11 protein-coding genes are annotated in these 15,276 nt (G+C 73.4%); 3 read left to right on the top strand and 8 right to left on the bottom strand.

Going from position 1 to position 15,276, the window contains the following annotated elements; genetic code table 11:
- Positions 1-25 precede the first annotated feature (25 nt).
- Positions 26-649 carry a TetR/AcrR family transcriptional regulator gene (locus tag AB0D93_RS29110; protein WP_362125308.1) on the top strand — a complete coding sequence of 208 codons (624 nt, stop codon included), beginning with the start codon at positions 26-28 and terminating at the stop codon, positions 647-649.
- Here AB0D93_RS29110 and AB0D93_RS29105 read toward each other — a convergent pair.
- The 4 genes from AB0D93_RS29105 to AB0D93_RS29090 all read right to left on the bottom strand — a co-directional run bounded on the left by AB0D93_RS29105 (position 636) and on the right by AB0D93_RS29090 (position 5,652).
- Positions 636-1,619 carry an ADP-ribosylglycohydrolase family protein gene (locus tag AB0D93_RS29105; RefSeq protein ID WP_362125305.1) on the bottom strand — a complete coding sequence of 328 codons (984 nt, stop codon included), beginning with the start codon at positions 1,617-1,619 and terminating at the stop codon, positions 636-638. The genes AB0D93_RS29110 and AB0D93_RS29105 overlap by 14 nt on opposite strands.
- A gap of 9 nt (positions 1,620-1,628) precedes the next feature.
- Entirely contained in the window at positions 1,629-2,609 is a 981-nt protein-coding gene (galE, locus tag AB0D93_RS29100) for a UDP-glucose 4-epimerase GalE (protein WP_362125302.1), read from the bottom strand.
- An 83-nt stretch (positions 2,610-2,692) separates the two neighbouring features.
- Complete coding sequence (locus tag AB0D93_RS29095) at positions 2,693-4,330, bottom strand: glycosyltransferase family A protein (RefSeq protein ID WP_362125384.1); 1,638 nt, start codon at positions 4,328-4,330, stop codon at positions 2,693-2,695.
- Between the two features lie 44 nt (positions 4,331-4,374).
- Positions 4,375-5,652 (bottom strand): glycosyltransferase 87 family protein, encoded by a 1,278-nt coding sequence (locus AB0D93_RS29090; RefSeq protein WP_362125299.1) that lies wholly within the window; start codon positions 5,650-5,652, stop codon positions 4,375-4,377.
- A gap of 169 nt (positions 5,653-5,821) precedes the next feature.
- Between AB0D93_RS29090 and AB0D93_RS29085 the strand changes: the two genes are divergently transcribed.
- Positions 5,822-7,387, top strand: coding sequence for a glycosyltransferase family 39 protein (locus tag AB0D93_RS29085; protein ID WP_362125296.1), 1,566 nt, complete (start codon positions 5,822-5,824; stop codon positions 7,385-7,387).
- Here AB0D93_RS29085 and AB0D93_RS29080 read toward each other — a convergent pair.
- Positions 7,335-7,826 (bottom strand): MarR family transcriptional regulator, encoded by a 492-nt coding sequence (locus AB0D93_RS29080; protein ID WP_362125293.1) that lies wholly within the window; start codon positions 7,824-7,826, stop codon positions 7,335-7,337. The two genes, AB0D93_RS29085 and AB0D93_RS29080, sit on opposite strands and share 53 nt — an antisense overlap.
- A gap of 110 nt (positions 7,827-7,936) precedes the next feature.
- On the opposite strand from AB0D93_RS29080, the gene AB0D93_RS29075 reads away from it, so the two are divergent.
- On the top strand, positions 7,937-8,350 hold the full coding sequence (locus AB0D93_RS29075) for an organic hydroperoxide resistance protein (RefSeq protein ID WP_362125291.1): 414 nt from the start codon (positions 7,937-7,939) through the stop codon (positions 8,348-8,350).
- Positions 8,351-8,408: 58 nt separating this feature from the next.
- Here AB0D93_RS29075 and AB0D93_RS29070 read toward each other — a convergent pair whose 3' ends face one another.
- The 3 genes from AB0D93_RS29070 to AB0D93_RS29060 all read right to left on the bottom strand — a co-directional run bounded on the left by AB0D93_RS29070 (position 8,409) and on the right by AB0D93_RS29060 (position 15,198).
- Positions 8,409-10,631: a bifunctional glycosyltransferase family 2 protein/CDP-glycerol:glycerophosphate glycerophosphotransferase gene (locus AB0D93_RS29070; RefSeq protein WP_362125289.1), complete on the bottom strand. Its 2,223-nt coding sequence runs from the start codon at positions 10,629-10,631 to the stop codon at positions 8,409-8,411.
- An 8-nt stretch (positions 10,632-10,639) separates the two neighbouring features.
- Positions 10,640-12,841, bottom strand: coding sequence for a CDP-glycerol glycerophosphotransferase family protein (locus AB0D93_RS29065; RefSeq protein WP_362125286.1), 2,202 nt, complete (start codon positions 12,839-12,841; stop codon positions 10,640-10,642).
- A gap of 125 nt (positions 12,842-12,966) precedes the next feature.
- Positions 12,967-15,198, bottom strand: coding sequence for a bifunctional glycosyltransferase family 2 protein/CDP-glycerol:glycerophosphate glycerophosphotransferase (locus tag AB0D93_RS29060; RefSeq protein ID WP_362125283.1), 2,232 nt, complete (start codon positions 15,196-15,198; stop codon positions 12,967-12,969).
- Between the last annotated feature and the right edge of the window lie 78 nt (positions 15,199-15,276).

Here is a 15,276-nt window from a genome sequence, read left to right as displayed (position 1 = left end):
GTCGTAACGGCCTATGCTGTGGGTCATGACGACGAACGCCGACGATCCGCCGACGCGTCCGCGCCGGACCCCCGCGGGGGCCGCCGTACTCCGGGAGGACGTGACCGAGGCCATCCGGGCGGCGGTCTTCGAGGAACTCGCGGCCGTCGGATACGCACGTATGTCCATCGAGGGCATCGCGCGGCGGGCGGGTGTCGGCAAGACCGCGGTGTACCGGCGGTGGCGGTCGAAACTGCACCTGGTGCTGGACGTGGTCTCGGCGATGGCGGTCCTGGGCCTTCCGGTCCCCGACACGGGCTCCCTTGAGGGCGACCTGCGCCTGCTCTACGAGGTGACGTCCCGCGCCCTGCGCCACCCGGTGGCCTCGCAGATCATCCCCGACCTCCAGGCGGAGGCGGCCCGCAATCCCGATATCGCCGACGCCTTCCAGAAGGCCCTGCGGGACGGGCAGGAGGGTGTGGCCAGCAAGATCGTGGCCGCGGCGGAGGAGCGGGGGGAGGTGCGGGCGGGTGTCGATCCCGACCTCGCGCTCGACCTGATCTCCGGGCCGCTGTACTGGCGTGCGGTGGTGATCCGCTCCCCGAAGCTGCCGAAGGGGTACCTGGAGAAGCTGGCGCGGGCCACGGCGGGGGCGCTCAAGGCGCTGTGAGGGCGCCCGGTCCCCGGGCCGGCGGCTCGGCGGGGACGACCAGCCGCTCGGCCAGTCCGGCCAGGTCCCGGGCGCGCAGTACCCGGCCGTCGGACCCCGGTAGCGGCACGTGCAGGGGTTCGGTCCAGCGGGCCGGGATCGAGCCGGCCCCGTACACCGCTCCGGCCAGCGCCCCCGTGACCGCCGCGACCGTGTCCGTGTCTCCGCCGAGGTCGACGGCCGCGCGGACCGCTTCCTCGTACGACGCCGTGGTCCGCAGCGCCCACACCGCCGAACCCAGGCACGGCCACACCGCCCCGTTGAACTCGGTCGCGTGGTCCGGGTGCCAGTCGGGGGAGAGGACCACCGAGTACCGCTGCCGGTGGTCGGGGTGGAGGGCGGCCAGCGTCTGCGGTACGGCGACGAGCGGGTCCTCGCCCTCGAGGGCCACGCGGATCAGGTCGTGCAGCGCCGCCGTGCCCTCCCACGCCGCGCCGTCGCCGTGGGTGAGCGCGGAGAGACGGCGGGCCGCGGTCATGGTGGGCGCACGGCCGTCGCGGGCGAAGCGCACCGCGGAAGGGGCCGCCCGCATCAACGCGCCGTTGCCCGCCGCCCGTTGGCTCACCTGGAAGTGCAGCGCGGCGGCCGTGTCCCAGGGGTCGCCGCCGGTCAGGACCGCCTCCGTCTGGAGGCCGATGTCCTTCGGGTCGGCCGCCGCCCACCGCTGAAAGCGCCGGAAGACGTCGGGCAGGTCCAGGCCGCCGCGGTCCAGCAGCGACTCGGCGGTCAGGACCGCCATCTGGGTGTCGTCCGTGGCCTCGCCCGGCTCCCAGCCCCCGCCCCCGCACATCTCGCCGCCCTGCCCGGGACGGGGGAAACGGGCGGAGAAGGCGCCCTCGGGGCCGAACTCGAAGGGCGCTCCGAGGGCGTCGCCGACGGCGGAGCCGAGTACGGCGCCGACCGCGCGTTCGAGAACTCCGGGAACGTCCACCCGCGGAGCCTACGACCGTGCCGCCTCCGGGTGGTGGTGCACCCAGCCCTCCCAGGCCGAGGTGATCATGTCCTGGACGTCGTACTTGGCCTGCCAGCCCAGTTCGGTGGCGATGCGGGTGGCCGAGGCGACGACGCGGGCGGGGTCGCCGGGGCGGCGCGCGGTGACGGTCGGCGGGCGGTCGTAGCCGGTGACCGCGTTGATGCGGTCGATCATCTCGCGGACGGACACGCCCTCGCCGCGGCCGATGTTGAGGGTCAGGTCGGTGCCGGGGGAGGACGCCAGGGCGCGGGCGACGGTGACGTGCGCCTCGGCCAGGTCGGCCACGTGGATGTAGTCGCGCACACAGGTGCCGTCCGGCGTCGGGTAGTCGTCGCCGAACACGCGCGGCGGTGCGCCTTCGGTGAGCTTCTCGAAGACCATGGGGATCAGGTTGAACACGCCGGTGTCGGCGAGTTCGGGGCCGGCCGCGCCCGCCACGTTGAAGTAGCGGAGGGAGGCCGTGGACATGCCGGTCGCCCTGCCCGTCGCGCGGACCAGCCACTCGCCGGCCAGCTTCGTCTCGCCGTAGGGGGACATCGGCAGGCAGGGGGTCTCCTCCGTCACCAGGTCGACGTCCGGCATGCCGTAGACCGCTGCCGAGGAGGAGAAGACGAAGGAGGGGATCTCCGCCCTCGTCACCGCGTCCAGGAGGGTGCGCAGGCCCTCCACGTTCTCCCGGTAGTAGTGCAGCGGCCGCTCCACCGACTCGCCCACCTGCTTCTTCGCCGCCAGGTGCACGATCCCGGTGATCTCGTGCTCGGCGAGCGTGCGGGCCACCAGGGCGGCGTCCAGGACGGAGCCGCGCACCACGGGTACCTCCGCCGGTACGCGCTCGGGGATGCCGGTGGACAGGTCGTCGTAGACGACCGTGCTCTCGCCCGCCTCGGTCATCGCCCGTACGACGTGTGCCCCGATGTATCCGGCACCGCCGGTGATCAGCCAGGTCATTGCGGCCGTCTCCTCGTCAGTTAAGGCTCGTGCAGCCGCTCGGTGGAGCAGCGGGTGTCTCTCTCAGTGAAGCAGTGGGCGTCTCAGCGCAGCAGGCGGCGCAGCCTGCCGCGTGCCACCTGCAGCGCGCCCTGCACGCCGGTCGCCACGCGTACGGCCAGCGCGCCGGAGTGCGTGGCGTACGGCTGCACCAACAGCACGCCGTGCCGGACGCTCGGGACGGCGCGCCGGCGCAGTCGGCCGTCGCCCGCCAGCGCGTGCGCCGTGACCTCCCGCTCCGCGCCGTCCGCGAAACGCACGGTCAGCCGCAGGTCCCAGGTGCCCGCGCCGAGCGCCGCCAGGTCGACGGGCAGCTCGGCCGACCAGCTCTCCGGATCCGAGGGCGTGAGCGGGACCGTCGTACGCCCCCGCGTCCGGTCGTCGTCCCGGGACTGCCACTCCACGTCCATCTCGCGCGGTCCGGCCTCGGCCACCCTGCCGTACAGCTCGTGCAGCCGCAGGCGCAGCTGCGAGGCACGCGCGCGTGGCCGCAGTTCCGCGTCGAGCGTGAGCGGGAGGAGACCGGCGGGGCGGGTCAGGAACGGCGTGAGGGTGACCTGCGGGAGGTCGGCGGACCAGACGGGGACACCGTCGGGAGTGCGGGCGTAGGGCGGCAGCAGGCGTGCCGGGCGGGCGGCGAGTTCACGCAGCCGGGACAGGTCGCGGGGCTCGGGCGACTCCAGGACGACCCGGGCGAGCAGCCGGCCCGGGGCGCCCGGGTTCAGCTCCCAGTCGGCGGCGTCGTAGCGCGCGAGGTACTCCTGGGTGTGCGTCCACCACGCACGCTGGTAGTGCGTGTCGCGCAGTCCCAGCTCGCGCGCGTACATGCGCACCTCGTGGTCGAGGAACTTGGCCCGCGCCGCCCGCGCCAGCTCCTTCTGACCGGCGCCCAGCAGGATGTCGTACGCCAGCGCGCACGCCTCGGTGCGCGCCTTCCAGTTGTCGATGTGCTCCCGGTCCAGCGAGAGCGACAGCTGCTCGGCGCCGCGGCGCACGTGCCACACGTACACCTGGTCCGGTACGAGCGCGACGCGCGGGCCGGCGGCCAGCACACGCGCGGTGAAGACGATGTCCTCGTAGAGGAAGCGGCCCTCCGGGAAGCGGATGCCGTGCTCGCGCAGGAAGTCGGTGCGGTACAGCTTGTTGACGCACAGCGTGTCGTGGACCAGGCGCGGTCGCTGGGAGGGGCGCGCGAGGACGGTGCGCGCCGTGTAGAGGGGCGCCTGCCAGGGCTGCTCACGCCCCGAGGGCAGTTCCCGGCGGACGCACAACCCGCTCGTGATCTCGGCGTGCGCTTCTGTGGCCGCCGTCAGCAGCGTGTCCACCGCACCGGGCGGCAGCACGTCGTCGCTGTCGAGGAACATCACGTACGGTGTCGTCACCGCGTCGATCCCGGCGTTGCGCGGGCTGCCGCAGCCGCCGCTGTTCTCCGCCCTGCGCACCACCCGCAGCCGGGGTTCGCCGGCGGCCAGCCGCTCGAGCAGTTCGGCGCTGCCGTCGGTGGAGCAGTCGTCGACGGCGACGACTTCGGAGACCGCCGGTCCCTGGGCGAGCGCCGAACGCACGGCGTCGCCCACATGGGCGCGGTCGTTGTAGCCGATGACGACGACACCGACCTGCGCCGCGCGCGGCCCGTCGGCGGTGCCGGCTGTCTCGGATGTGTGTTGCGGGTCTGATCGCATCGGGTCCACGGGCCGGGAGCGTAGGATTGTTCGGTAATACGCCGTTAAGAGAGACTTAGCGCTCGGTCCGGAAGACGGTCGGAATCGAGGCGGGGTTCCGTTGTTTGCACGGTCTTTTCATCCTGCCGTGTCGATCGCCACAACCGGACGAAGGAGAGCACGGCGGCGGCCGCCAGGACTCCGTTGCGGGCCAGCATCAGCAGACAGCCCCTCCAGGTGCCGTCGACCACCTCGTGGTAGTCCATCGGGAACACCGCGGTGCTCAGCGCCGTCGCCGCCAGGACCAGCGCCGCGACCGGCCGCTGGCCGGTGTGCCGTGAGGTCAGGCACACCGCGGCGAGACCGATCAGCCAGATCATGTACTGCGGGCTGATCACCCGGCTCGTGACCGTGAACAGCAGCACCGCACACAGCGCCGCGTCGAACGGTGTCGCCTGGCTCCAGCGCCGCGCCCGCACCCGCCACAGCACGAGCAGCGCGAAGGCGAGAACCGTCAGGCCCAGCGAGACGGTGGCGACGGCGTGCACATGGGGCCCGGCCAGCTCGACGGCGCCGTACTGGTAGCAGGCCCGGCCCGGCCAGCCGGCGTGCCGCGCCAGGTTCAGCACCGTGCCGCCGAGCGACTCGATCTGCACGCCCCGCCCGCCCTGTTCCCGCAGAAAGGACAGCGGGTGCTCGAACGACAGGGTGAGGGCGCCGAGCGAGGCGGTTCCGGCCGCAGCCGCCCACCTCCAGGCGCCGCGCGTGACCCGCCCCCGCGGTGTGCCCAGCAGCACCAGCGCCGGCCACACCTTCACCAGCGCGCCCAGCGCCCCGAACACCCCGCACAGCCCGCCCGCGCGCGGGGAGCGGCCGAGAGCCAGCAGGGAGAGCACGGCCAGGGCGGTGACCTGGACGTCGTACCGGGCCAGGGGGAGGTGCAGCAGCAGCGGCAGGCCGCCCGTCCACAGGCCCGCGCCGAGCAGGCTGCGCCCGGGACGCCGGCCCGCGCGGACCAGCGCCGCCGTGACCACCGCGTCCACGGCCAGCGTGAGCAGCACGAAGGCCTGAAAGTACGTCAGCCACGGCAGCAGGCCCGGCGCCAGCAGCACCGGGCCCGCACCCGGCGGGTACTGCCACAGCGTGTCGTGCGTCGGGAAGGAGCCGTGCGCGAGGACGTCGTACCAGTGGGAGTACAGCCGCCACACCTCACGGGCCACCGACCCGCCGCCCAGCACGGGGGCGCTCTCGTCGACGAGCAGCCACAGCATCAGGGCACGGGTGCTCAGCCAGAGGACGGTGACGCCGAGGACCGGGCCGCAGTTGACACGGAGACGGTTCATCGCACGGGAGCCTACGGGGCACGGGTGGTGCATTCCTGCCGATACGCCGTCATGACCGGAAAAAGATTGGCTAATCGCAAAAGGTCGGGCCGTGGTGAACGTCGGGCTTCCTGTGAAAACGCACGCGCGTCGGGCGGCCGGTACGGCAGTCGTCGTACCGGCCGGTGGCATGCCGCACGTACCGAAGGGCCGAGGGGCCCGGAACCGCCGCCGGGTCGCCGTGTGCGTGCCCGCGCTGGTGATGCTCGCGGTCGGGCTCTGGGGGCTCGACCGGGGCGGGATGTGGCGCGACGAGGCCGTCAGCTTCCAGGTCGGGCGGCGTACGGTGCCGCAGATCTGGGCGCTGCTGCACGGTGTGGACGCCGTGCACGGCCTGTACTACCTCCTCGCGCACGCCGTCCTCACCGTCCACCCCGGCGAGGTCGGGCTGCGGCTGCCGTCGGTGGGCGCGGCGGCCGTGACGGCCGGGCTGGTGGCGGCGCTCGGCACCCGGCTGGCCCGGCCGCGCGTCGGGCTGTGGGCGGGGCTGCTGTACGCCGTCGCGCCGATGGCCGGGCACTACGCGCAGGAGGGCCGCTCGTACGCCCTGGTGGCCGCCGGGGCCACGGCGGCGACGCTGCTCCTGGTACGGGCCGTGCGGGGCGGCTCTCCCGGGTCCTGGGCCGCCTACGGCGCCGTGCTCGGCCTCACCTGCTGGCTGCACGAGTTCGCGGTGCTGCTGCTGTGCGCCCACGCGGCGTCGCTGGCGCTGGCCCGGGTGGGGAGGGCGTGGCGCGGATGGGCGTGCGCGGCGGCCGGGGTCGCGGCGTCACTGGTGCCGATGGTGCTCGTGTCACGGGGGCAGTCGGCGCAGGTGGCATGGCTGCGCAGGCCCACGGCGGTCACGGCGGAAGAGCTGCTGCGCGGGTTCCTCGGGCCTTCGCAGGGGGTGTACGCCGTGTGTCTGGCCCTGGCCCTGGCCGGGTCGGCGGCGATCTTGGGTCAGCGCGGCGAACTCACCCTCGCGGGGGTGGCGTTGCCGTTGACGGTGGTGCCGCCGGCGGTGCTGATGGCGGCGTCCCAGGTCTCCCCGCTGTTCGTCGACCGGTATGTGCTGTACGCGCTGAGCGGGGCGCCGTTGCTGGTGGCGGCCGGGGCCGAGCGGGTGGCGGGGCTGGTGGGACGCCTGCGGCTGCCCAGCTCGCTGCCGCCCCGTCTCGTCACGCTCGCCGGAGTCCTCGCCGTCGTCCTGGCCTTCCTGCACCAGCTCCCCCTGCTGCGCGCGGACCGTGATCCGGGTACCCGGCCCGACGATCTCGCGGCCGCTTCACGGGCCGTCGCACGGGAGACGGCGCCCGGGGACGCGGTGCTGTTCCTGCCGGCGCACGTGCGGAACGTGGCCCTCACGTACCCGGGGGCGTTCCGGGGGACGCGGGACGTGGCGCTCGTGAAGGGCGCCGCCGCGTCCGGGACCCTGTACGGGCGGGAGGCCGGGCCCCGTGAGATGCGGCACCGGCTGGCGCGGCTGGAACGGGTGTGGGTCGTGGCCGACCGGAAGCTGCTCGCCGGGCGCTGGAGCGTGCGCAAACCCGCCGAGCGGGCCAAACTCGCCGAACTGCGGCGGGATTTCACCGGACGGCAGCAGGTGCGGCGCGGCGGGGTGGTCGTACGGCTGTACGTCCGTGACCGGGCGCCCGCGGCGGCTAGCCGGCCTCCTGCCCCGCAGTCAGGGCCGCCGCGTCCAGGGCGGTCGTGAGCCGGTCGAGGCGTTCGCGCAGCTCGGCGATCTCCGCGAGGTCGAAGCCGGTCGCGCGGCCGATGCGGCGCGGGACCTCCAGGGCCCGCTCGCGCAGCGCCGCGCCCTCCTCGGTGAGCCGCACCCGCACCGAGCGCTCGTCCTCGGAGCTGCGCTCCCGGCGCACCAGGCCGGCCGTCTCCAGTCGCTTGACCAGCGGGGACAGCGTGCCGGAGTCGAGCCGCAGCTGCTCGCCGAGCCTCTTGACGGGCAGATCGCCCTGTTCCCACAGCACCAGCATCACCAGGTACTGCGGGTAGGTGAGCCCGAGGTCCTTGAGGACGACGCGGTAGACGCCGTTGAAGGCGCGGGACGCGGCGTGCAGGGAGAAGCAGATCTGGCGGTCCAGGCGGAGCCAGTCGGCGTCGGGGGCGGAAGCGGGAGCGGGCGTGGCGGTCATGGGTCCAGAGTAGCTCTTGCGGCCCATTTAGTTGTGCACAACTTAATTGTGTGCTCTACTTGTGCTCGCAACGGACACCGCATCGAGAGCATCGAGAAGGACGGTTCACCATGGACGCGCTCTACACCGCCGTCGCCACCGCCACCCACGGCCGTGACGGTCGTGCCATCTCCTCCGACGGCAAGATCGACCTCAAGCTGGCCCCGCCCGTGGAACTGGGCGGCAACGGCGAGGGCACCAACCCCGAGCAGCTCTTCGCCGCCGGTTACGCCGCCTGCTTCGGCAGCGCCCTCGGCCTCGTCGGCCGGCAGGCGAAGGTCGACGTCAGCGACGCGGCGGTGACCGCCGAGGTCGGCATCGGCAAGCAGGGCGAGGGCTTCGGCCTGAAGGTGACGCTGCGCGTCGAGCTGCCGGACAGCCTTGACCAGGAGACCGGCCGCAAGCTCGTCGAGACCGCCCACCAGGTCTGCCCCTACTCCAACGCCACCCGCGGCAACATCGACGTCGACCTCGTCATCGAGTAGTCGCACGAGCCACCGGGGTGTCGGCTCTGAGCGGCGGCCGACGCCCCGGTCACACTCCCTACGCCGACGTCAGCGCGTCCCGCCCGACCGCCTGCCCCGGGATCCGCACCGCGCCCGGGCCGGTCAGCGGCTCGCCCAGCAGCAGCGTCCGCACCACGCGCTCGGCGGCCCGGCCGTCGTCGAACTCGCAGAACCGGGCCCGGAAGGCCGCGCGCAGCCGCGCCGACTCCTCGTCCCGCCAGGACCCCGAGGCGAACAGCCGGGCCAGCTCCCGGTAGGAGCGCGTGACATGGCCCGGCGGCTCGGCCGTGATGTCGAGGTAGGCGCCCCGGCTCGCCGTGAAGGCGGGCCAGTCGTCGGCGTGCACCACGATCGGCCGGTCCAGGTTGGCGTAGTCGAACATCACCGCCGAGTAGTCGGTGACCAGCACGTCCGTGGCGAGCAGGACGTCCTGGAGGCACGGCTCGTCGGTCGCGTCGACGACGACCCCGCGCTGGTCCAGCTCGGTGAGGCCCAGGCCCCGCACGGGCCCGCTCGCGAGCGACGGATGCAGCCGCACGACGAGCGTGTGCCCCGCGCCGAGGTCTGCCGCGAACCGGGCCACGTCGATCCGGTCCACGTGCCCGCCCCGGCGGTAGTCCCGGCGGGTCGGCGCGTACAGCACGACCGTGTGGTCCGCAGGGATGCCGTGCCGCTCGCGGAAGCCGCTCAGACCGCCGTTCACCAGTACGTCGTTGCGCGGACTGCCGGTGCGCAGCGAGGTGAAGTGGCAGGGGTAGGCCCGCTCCCAGACCAGCTCGGAGTGCCGGTTGGCGACCAGGCTGTAGTCCCAGCGGTCGGCTCGGCGCAGCATCTGCGGCACGCTGAAACCGTGCCGGGCCCCCGGCTTGGTCAGCAGATCGGCGCCCATGTACTCGAGCGGGGTGCCCTGGTGGGTGTGCACATGCACGCTGCCCGGCCGTTTGACCAGATTCCCCGGCCAGTTGACGTCGTTCACCCAGTAGGTGGCCCGCGCCATGACCGCGTGGTAACGCGCCGAGCCCGGCGTCACATGGTCGGTGCCGGGCGGCACGGTGCCCACCGCGTCCTCCCGGACCACCCACACCCCGTGGATGTGCGGGGCCAGGTCCCGGGCCTTGGCGTGGATGGCGGCCGGGTCGCCGGTCACACCCCCGTGATGGGCGGACGAGTAGACCGCGAGATGCGGATCGAGCGGCAGCCTGAGCTGGGCGGCGTACCAGGCCCGCTGGGAGCGCCCCGAGACGGTGCGGGCCGCACGCCGCTTGCCCTTCGCCGCCGTCGCGCGCAGTCCCCGCCAGCCCCGCAGCGCCGCGTACGACGCGTAGGGCGCCGACGCCAGCAGCCGCATCTCGGTGCCCCGGGGGCCCTCGGGCGGGGTGAAGCCCTCCGGGAGACGGCGGCGGTGGAAGGAACGGATCTCGCGGTAGAAGTCGGGGCGGTCGGCGGGCGTCACCCGGTCCTCCCGGGCGAGCACGAACAGCATGTGGTCCAGCGCCCGTTCGAACAGCAGCGGGCGCGCCCAGGCGAGGTCCGCACGTTCCTCGAGGAACGCGAACAGGCCCTCGTACTGCGGGAAGATGTCGAAGTGACGGCGCCCCGGCGTCCTGGTGATCGCGCCCTGCCGACGCTGCCGGTACTCCACGCCGATCCGGTTCATGCAGGCGATGCGGTCCGCGAGGACCATCGACCGGTAGGTGACCGGCGCGTCCTCGTACAGCCCCGGCGCGTACCCCAGGTCGTGCTCCTGGAAGAACGAGCGCCGGTACGCCTTGTTCCAGGCGACCAGGAAGAGGTGGACGTACTCGGGGTTCTCCCGCAGGTTGAAGGTGCCCAGGCCCGCCCGGTCCAGCAGGGGGGACGCGTCGCTGCGTCCGCCACGGCCCCACCAGTGGGTGCGGACATGGTCGAAGACCAGGATGTCCGGGTCGCCGGCACCCGTCAGCCGGTCGGCCGCGGCGGCCAGCAGGCCCGGCGTGTAGGCGTCGTCGCTGTCGAGGAAGAGGACGTAGTCGCCCTTCGCCTGCTCCAGGCCGGCGTTGCGGGCCCGGCCCAGGCCCACGTTCTCGGGCAGATGCAGCACCCGCACCCGCGGGTCGCGTTCGGCGTACTCGTCGAGGATCGCGCCGCAGCCGTCGGGCGAGCGGTCGTCCACGGCGACCACCTCGAAGTCGCCGTACGACTGTCCGAGCACCGAGTCGAGGCACTCGCGCAGGAAACCCTGCACCTTGAAGACGGGGACGATGATGCTGAAGCGGGGCACGGCTGACGTCAGCTCCTTACGAGGGCGGAGGCGGCCGGGGCCGGGGTGCGCTCCGCGAGCGGGATCACGGGCGGGATCGACTCGGGCGGCTCACCGAGCAGCACCCGGCGCACCACGCGTTCGGCGGCGCGCCCGTCGTCGAACTGGCAGAAGCGCTCGCGGAAGTCGGCCCGTGCCGCCGTGGACCGCGCGCCCGCGTAGGAGCCGTCGCGGAAGACGCGGGCCAGCTCCTCGGGCGTCCGCGCCACCGGGCCCGGCGGCAGCTCCATCAGGTCGAAGTAGACGCCGCGGACCTCCCGGTAGACCTCCCAGTCGTCGGCGTACACGACGATCGGCCGGTCGAGGTTGGCATAGTCGAACATGATCGAGGAGTAGTCGGTGATCAGCGCGTCGGCGGCCAGGCACACCTCCTCGGAGGAGCGGTGCGAGGTGACGTCGATGATCCGGCCGGTGCTCCGCCTGCCGCCCCGGTCGTAGAAGTAGTGGGCGCGCAGCAGGACGACGACGTCCTCGCCGGCCTGCTCGGCGAAGGTCTCCAGATCCAGCCCCGTCTCGAAACCGGTGTGGTAGTCGCGGTGGGTCGGCGCGTACAGGACGGCCGTCTTTCCCTCCGGCACGCCCAGCTCCCGCCGGATGCGGCGGACGTCCTCGGCCGTCGCCGTGCAGTACACGTCGTTGCGCGGATAGCCGTACTCGAGGATCTCGTGCGAGCCGGGGAAGGCCCGTTCCCACATCTCGGTGGAGTGCCGGTTGGAGGTGAGGTTGAAGTCCCACCGGTCCACGCGGGCCAGCAGCCGGGCGAAGCTGCCGGTCGCCGCGGCCACCACGGGGTACGCCGCCTGGTCGATGCCCATCTTCTTCAGCGGAGTGCCGTGCTGGGTCTGCAGATGGACACTGCCGGGCCGTTTGACGACCGCGTCCGCGAAGTTGGCGTTGTTGATCAGGTAGGTCGCGCGGGCCAGCACCTCCCAGTACCGGCGGGAGCCGATCACCGCGAAGTCCACGTCCTTCGGCATCGCGTGCGCCTGGTCGGCCTCGACCAGGAACACCGAGCGGATGTGCGGGGCGAGTTCGCGGGCCTTGGCGTGGATCGCGGCCGGGTTGCAGGCGTATCCGCGGCCCCAGTAGGCGCAGTACACCGCCAGGTTGGGGTCGAGCGGGCGGCGCAGGTCGCGGAGGTAGCGCAGCCGGCTGCGCACCAGGCGCGGGCGCGGCAGCCGCCCGGCCGCCCCGGTAGCCATCCGGTTGGTGCCGCGCAGCGCCCGGAACGCGCTGTACGCCCCGGTCGCCAGCAGCCGGTGCTGCACCCCCAGGCTGCCGCCGGGCGCCCGGAAGCCGGCCGGCCGGTGACGGCGGTAGAGGCGGGCCGCACGGCGGAAGAAGGCCCGGTGCCCGGACGGCAGCCGCTCCGGCCGGGACGCGGTCCTCAGCACGTAGGTGAACAGCTGCTCGAACAGCGGCCGGACCCGCTCGGCGGGCAGCCCGCGTTCGGCGGCCCGGGTCAGCACCAGGTCCACCTGGTCGAGCACGGTGTGCTGGTGCGGTCCCGGCAGATTGAGCCGACTGCCCTGCCGCCGCAGCCGGTGGCGTACGACGACCCGGCGCAGCACCGCGATCCGGCGGGCCGCGACGGTGGTCAGCCCGCCCCAGCCGAGGTCGGTGAAGTGGCTGTCGGGGAAGGTGAGTTCGTGCTCGGTGAGAAAGGCGCGGCGGTAGACCGCGCTCCACGCGGGGAACGGGATACCGGTCAGCTCCGGCAGGTCGGCCGGGGCGAAGGCACCCTCCGGGGCCCCGGCGAGCAACGCCGCGGCCGGGTTGGTCGGCTCGCCCTCCCACCAGGGGGCGCGCTCGTGCTCGGCATAGAGCACGTCCACGCCGGCGGTCTCGGTCAGCCGGGCGTCCAGCGCCGCGAGCGCGCCCGGCAGCAGCAGGTCGTCCCCGTCGAGGAACAGCACGTACGCGCCGGTCGCCGTGCGCATCCCCGCGTTGCGCGCCCCGCTCAGTCCGGCGGAGGGCGGCGAGTTGACCGGGGTCACCCGGGAGTCCCGCGCCGCGTGTCCGGCGACCACGGCGGCGGCCGGGGAGTCGGGGGCGTCACAGACGGGGATCAGCTGCAGATCGCCGAAGGACTGGCCGAGAACCGAGTCCAGCGCCTGGGACAGCCGGCCGGCGACCCCATGGGACGGGACGATGATGCTGAAGCGGGGCATTCTGCTCTTTCTGTCGTCTTGCGGACGCGGCCGGGCCGCCCCGCCGGACGCCAGGTGGACGGCCGGCTCGGGGTGGGGCGCGTCGAGCCGAGGGGCATGGAAACTCCCGGAGGGATCAACGGCGTTCAGCGCTTCTCGGTGACGGGGAGGGAACCGGAAGGTTGCTCCACGGTGGCCAGCGGGGAGCGGGCGCAGGCCGAGGGCACCGGATGGCGCTCGGCGAAGGGCACGAACGCCGGTTGCCCGTCCGTCTCGCCCAGCACCAGATGCCGTACGACCCGCTCGGCGGCGCGTCCGTCGTCGTACGGGCAGAACCGCTCCCGGAACGCCGCCCGCAGCTGGGCCGAGCGCGAGCCGCGCCAGTGGCCGGTCGCGAAGATGTCGATCAGCTCGTCCTCGCTGCGCGCGACCGCGCCCGGCGGGAGGACGCGCACGTCGAAGTAGGTGCCGCGGGAGGCCCGGAACGCCGCCCAGTCGCCGGTGTGCACCACGATCGGGCGGTCCAGGTTGGCGTAGTCGAACATGATCGAGGAGTAGTCGGTGAGCAGGACGTCCGAGGCGAGGCACAGGGACTGCACGCTCGGGTGGTCGCGGACGTCGATGACCCGCGGGCCCTCCGGACGGTGGTCGCCCCGGGTGCGGGCCAGGATCACGAAGCGCGGGCCGAGGCGGCGCACGATCCGCTCCAGGTCCAGCTGCGGGTGCTGGGTGCGCAGGTAGTCACGGTGGGCCGGTGCGTACAGGATCGCGACCGCGTCCTGCGGGATCCCCAGCGACTCGCGCAGCCGGGTCACGTCCGCCGAGGTCGCCCGCTGGAAGACGTCGTTGCGCGGGGCGCCGTACTCCAGCGTGGTGTAGCGGCCCGGGAGGACCCGCCCACAGGTCAGCGTGGAGTGCCGGTTGCCGGACAGGACGACGTCCCACTGGTCGACGCCGCGCAGCAGTTGCGCGAAGTCGGTGTCGCGGGCCGCGGCCGGGCGCTCCAGGAGGTCCAGGCCCATGTGCGCGAGGGGGGTGCCCTGCCCGGTCTGGACGAGGACCTGCTCGTGCCGTTTGCGCAGGCCCGGGCCCAGGTCGGCGTCGGTGACCAGGTACTTGGAGCGGGCCAGCGCCGTCCAGTAGGCGGCCGTACCGGGCCGCAGGCGGCGCGGGCCGGGCGGGACCGCGTGCTGGTGCTCGGGGTGGGCGATCCACGCGGTGCGGATGTGCGGTGCGTGGGTGCGGAACGCCTCCTCCAGGGCCCCCGGGTCGCCGCCGTGGCCCCGGCCCGCGCCCGAGGCGAACACCGCGCGGTCGGAGCGGACGGGCAGCCGCAGCTGGATCCGGTAGTGCACACGCAGCGCGCCGAAGCGCACGGCGCGGGCCAGTTTCACGGCCGTCTTCAGCGTCCGTCGGCGCACGGCCGAGGCCAGCCGGAGCGCGCGGAACGTGCGGTGCAGGCCGAAGCGGACCAGTACGTTCCGTCGCCGCATCCGGGTGCCGGGGACGTGGTGACGACGGTAGTGGGCGCGGGCCCGGCGCAGGAACTCGCCGTGGCTGCCGCGCGGCAGCCGGCCCCGCTTGGTGAACACCGTCGCGTAGTGGTCGATCATCCGGCGGAACAACTCCGGCCGCCACCGCGCCATTTCGGGGTGCCCGTCGAGGTACGCGAACACCCGGTCGTACTGCTCGAAGAGATCGAAGTGCTTGTCGCTGCTGGTGCCGAGGATGTTGCCCTGCCGGCGCTGCCGGTAGTGCACGCACACCCGGTCCAGGGTGGCGATCGACTCCGCCGCCATCAGCACCGGGAAGGTCCAGGGGGTGTCCTCGTAGTAGCCGGGCGGGAACGCGAAGCCGTGGCGTTCGACGAAGTCCCGCCGGCAGGCCTTGTTCCAGGCCACCATCAGCACCCGGAACAGCCCCGGCCGGTCCTCCAGCCGGAACGGCGCGGCGCCCTGCTCGGTGAGCGGGCCGGTGAGCTGGTTGCGCACCGTCCGGCCGTCCCAGTAGGTGCGCGCGTAGTCGTACACCAGCACGTCCGGCTCGCCGGTCTCCTTGATCCGGTCCGCGATCGAGCGCAGCGCGTCCGGAGTGAGCGTGTCGTCGCTGTCCAGGAAGACCAGGTAGTCGCCGCTCGCCTCGGCCATCCCCGCGTTCCGGGCCCGCCCGAGCCCCTGGTTCTCGGCCAGGTGTACGGGCCGTACCCGGGCGTCGCGGACCGCGTACTCGTCGATGATCGCGCCGCAGGCGTCCGGTGAGCAGTCGTCCACGACGATCAGTTCCAGATCGGGGTACGACTGCGCGAGCACCGAGTCCAGGCACTCGGAGAGATACGCCTGGACCTCGTACGCGGGGACAATGACACTGAACCTGGGCAAGGGGCATCCATGGGTCGTCGGTCGGCGCGGGGTGTTCTGACCGGGAACGGCCGATGGAGTGAATTGGTTACGGGTCCC

Source organism: Streptomyces sp. NPDC048191 (assembly GCF_040652655.1).
Lineage (GTDB): Bacteria > Actinomycetota > Actinomycetes > Streptomycetales > Streptomycetaceae > Streptomyces.
Note: the sequence above shows the minus strand (reverse complement) of the source record. Positions and strands in the feature narration are given on the sequence as shown.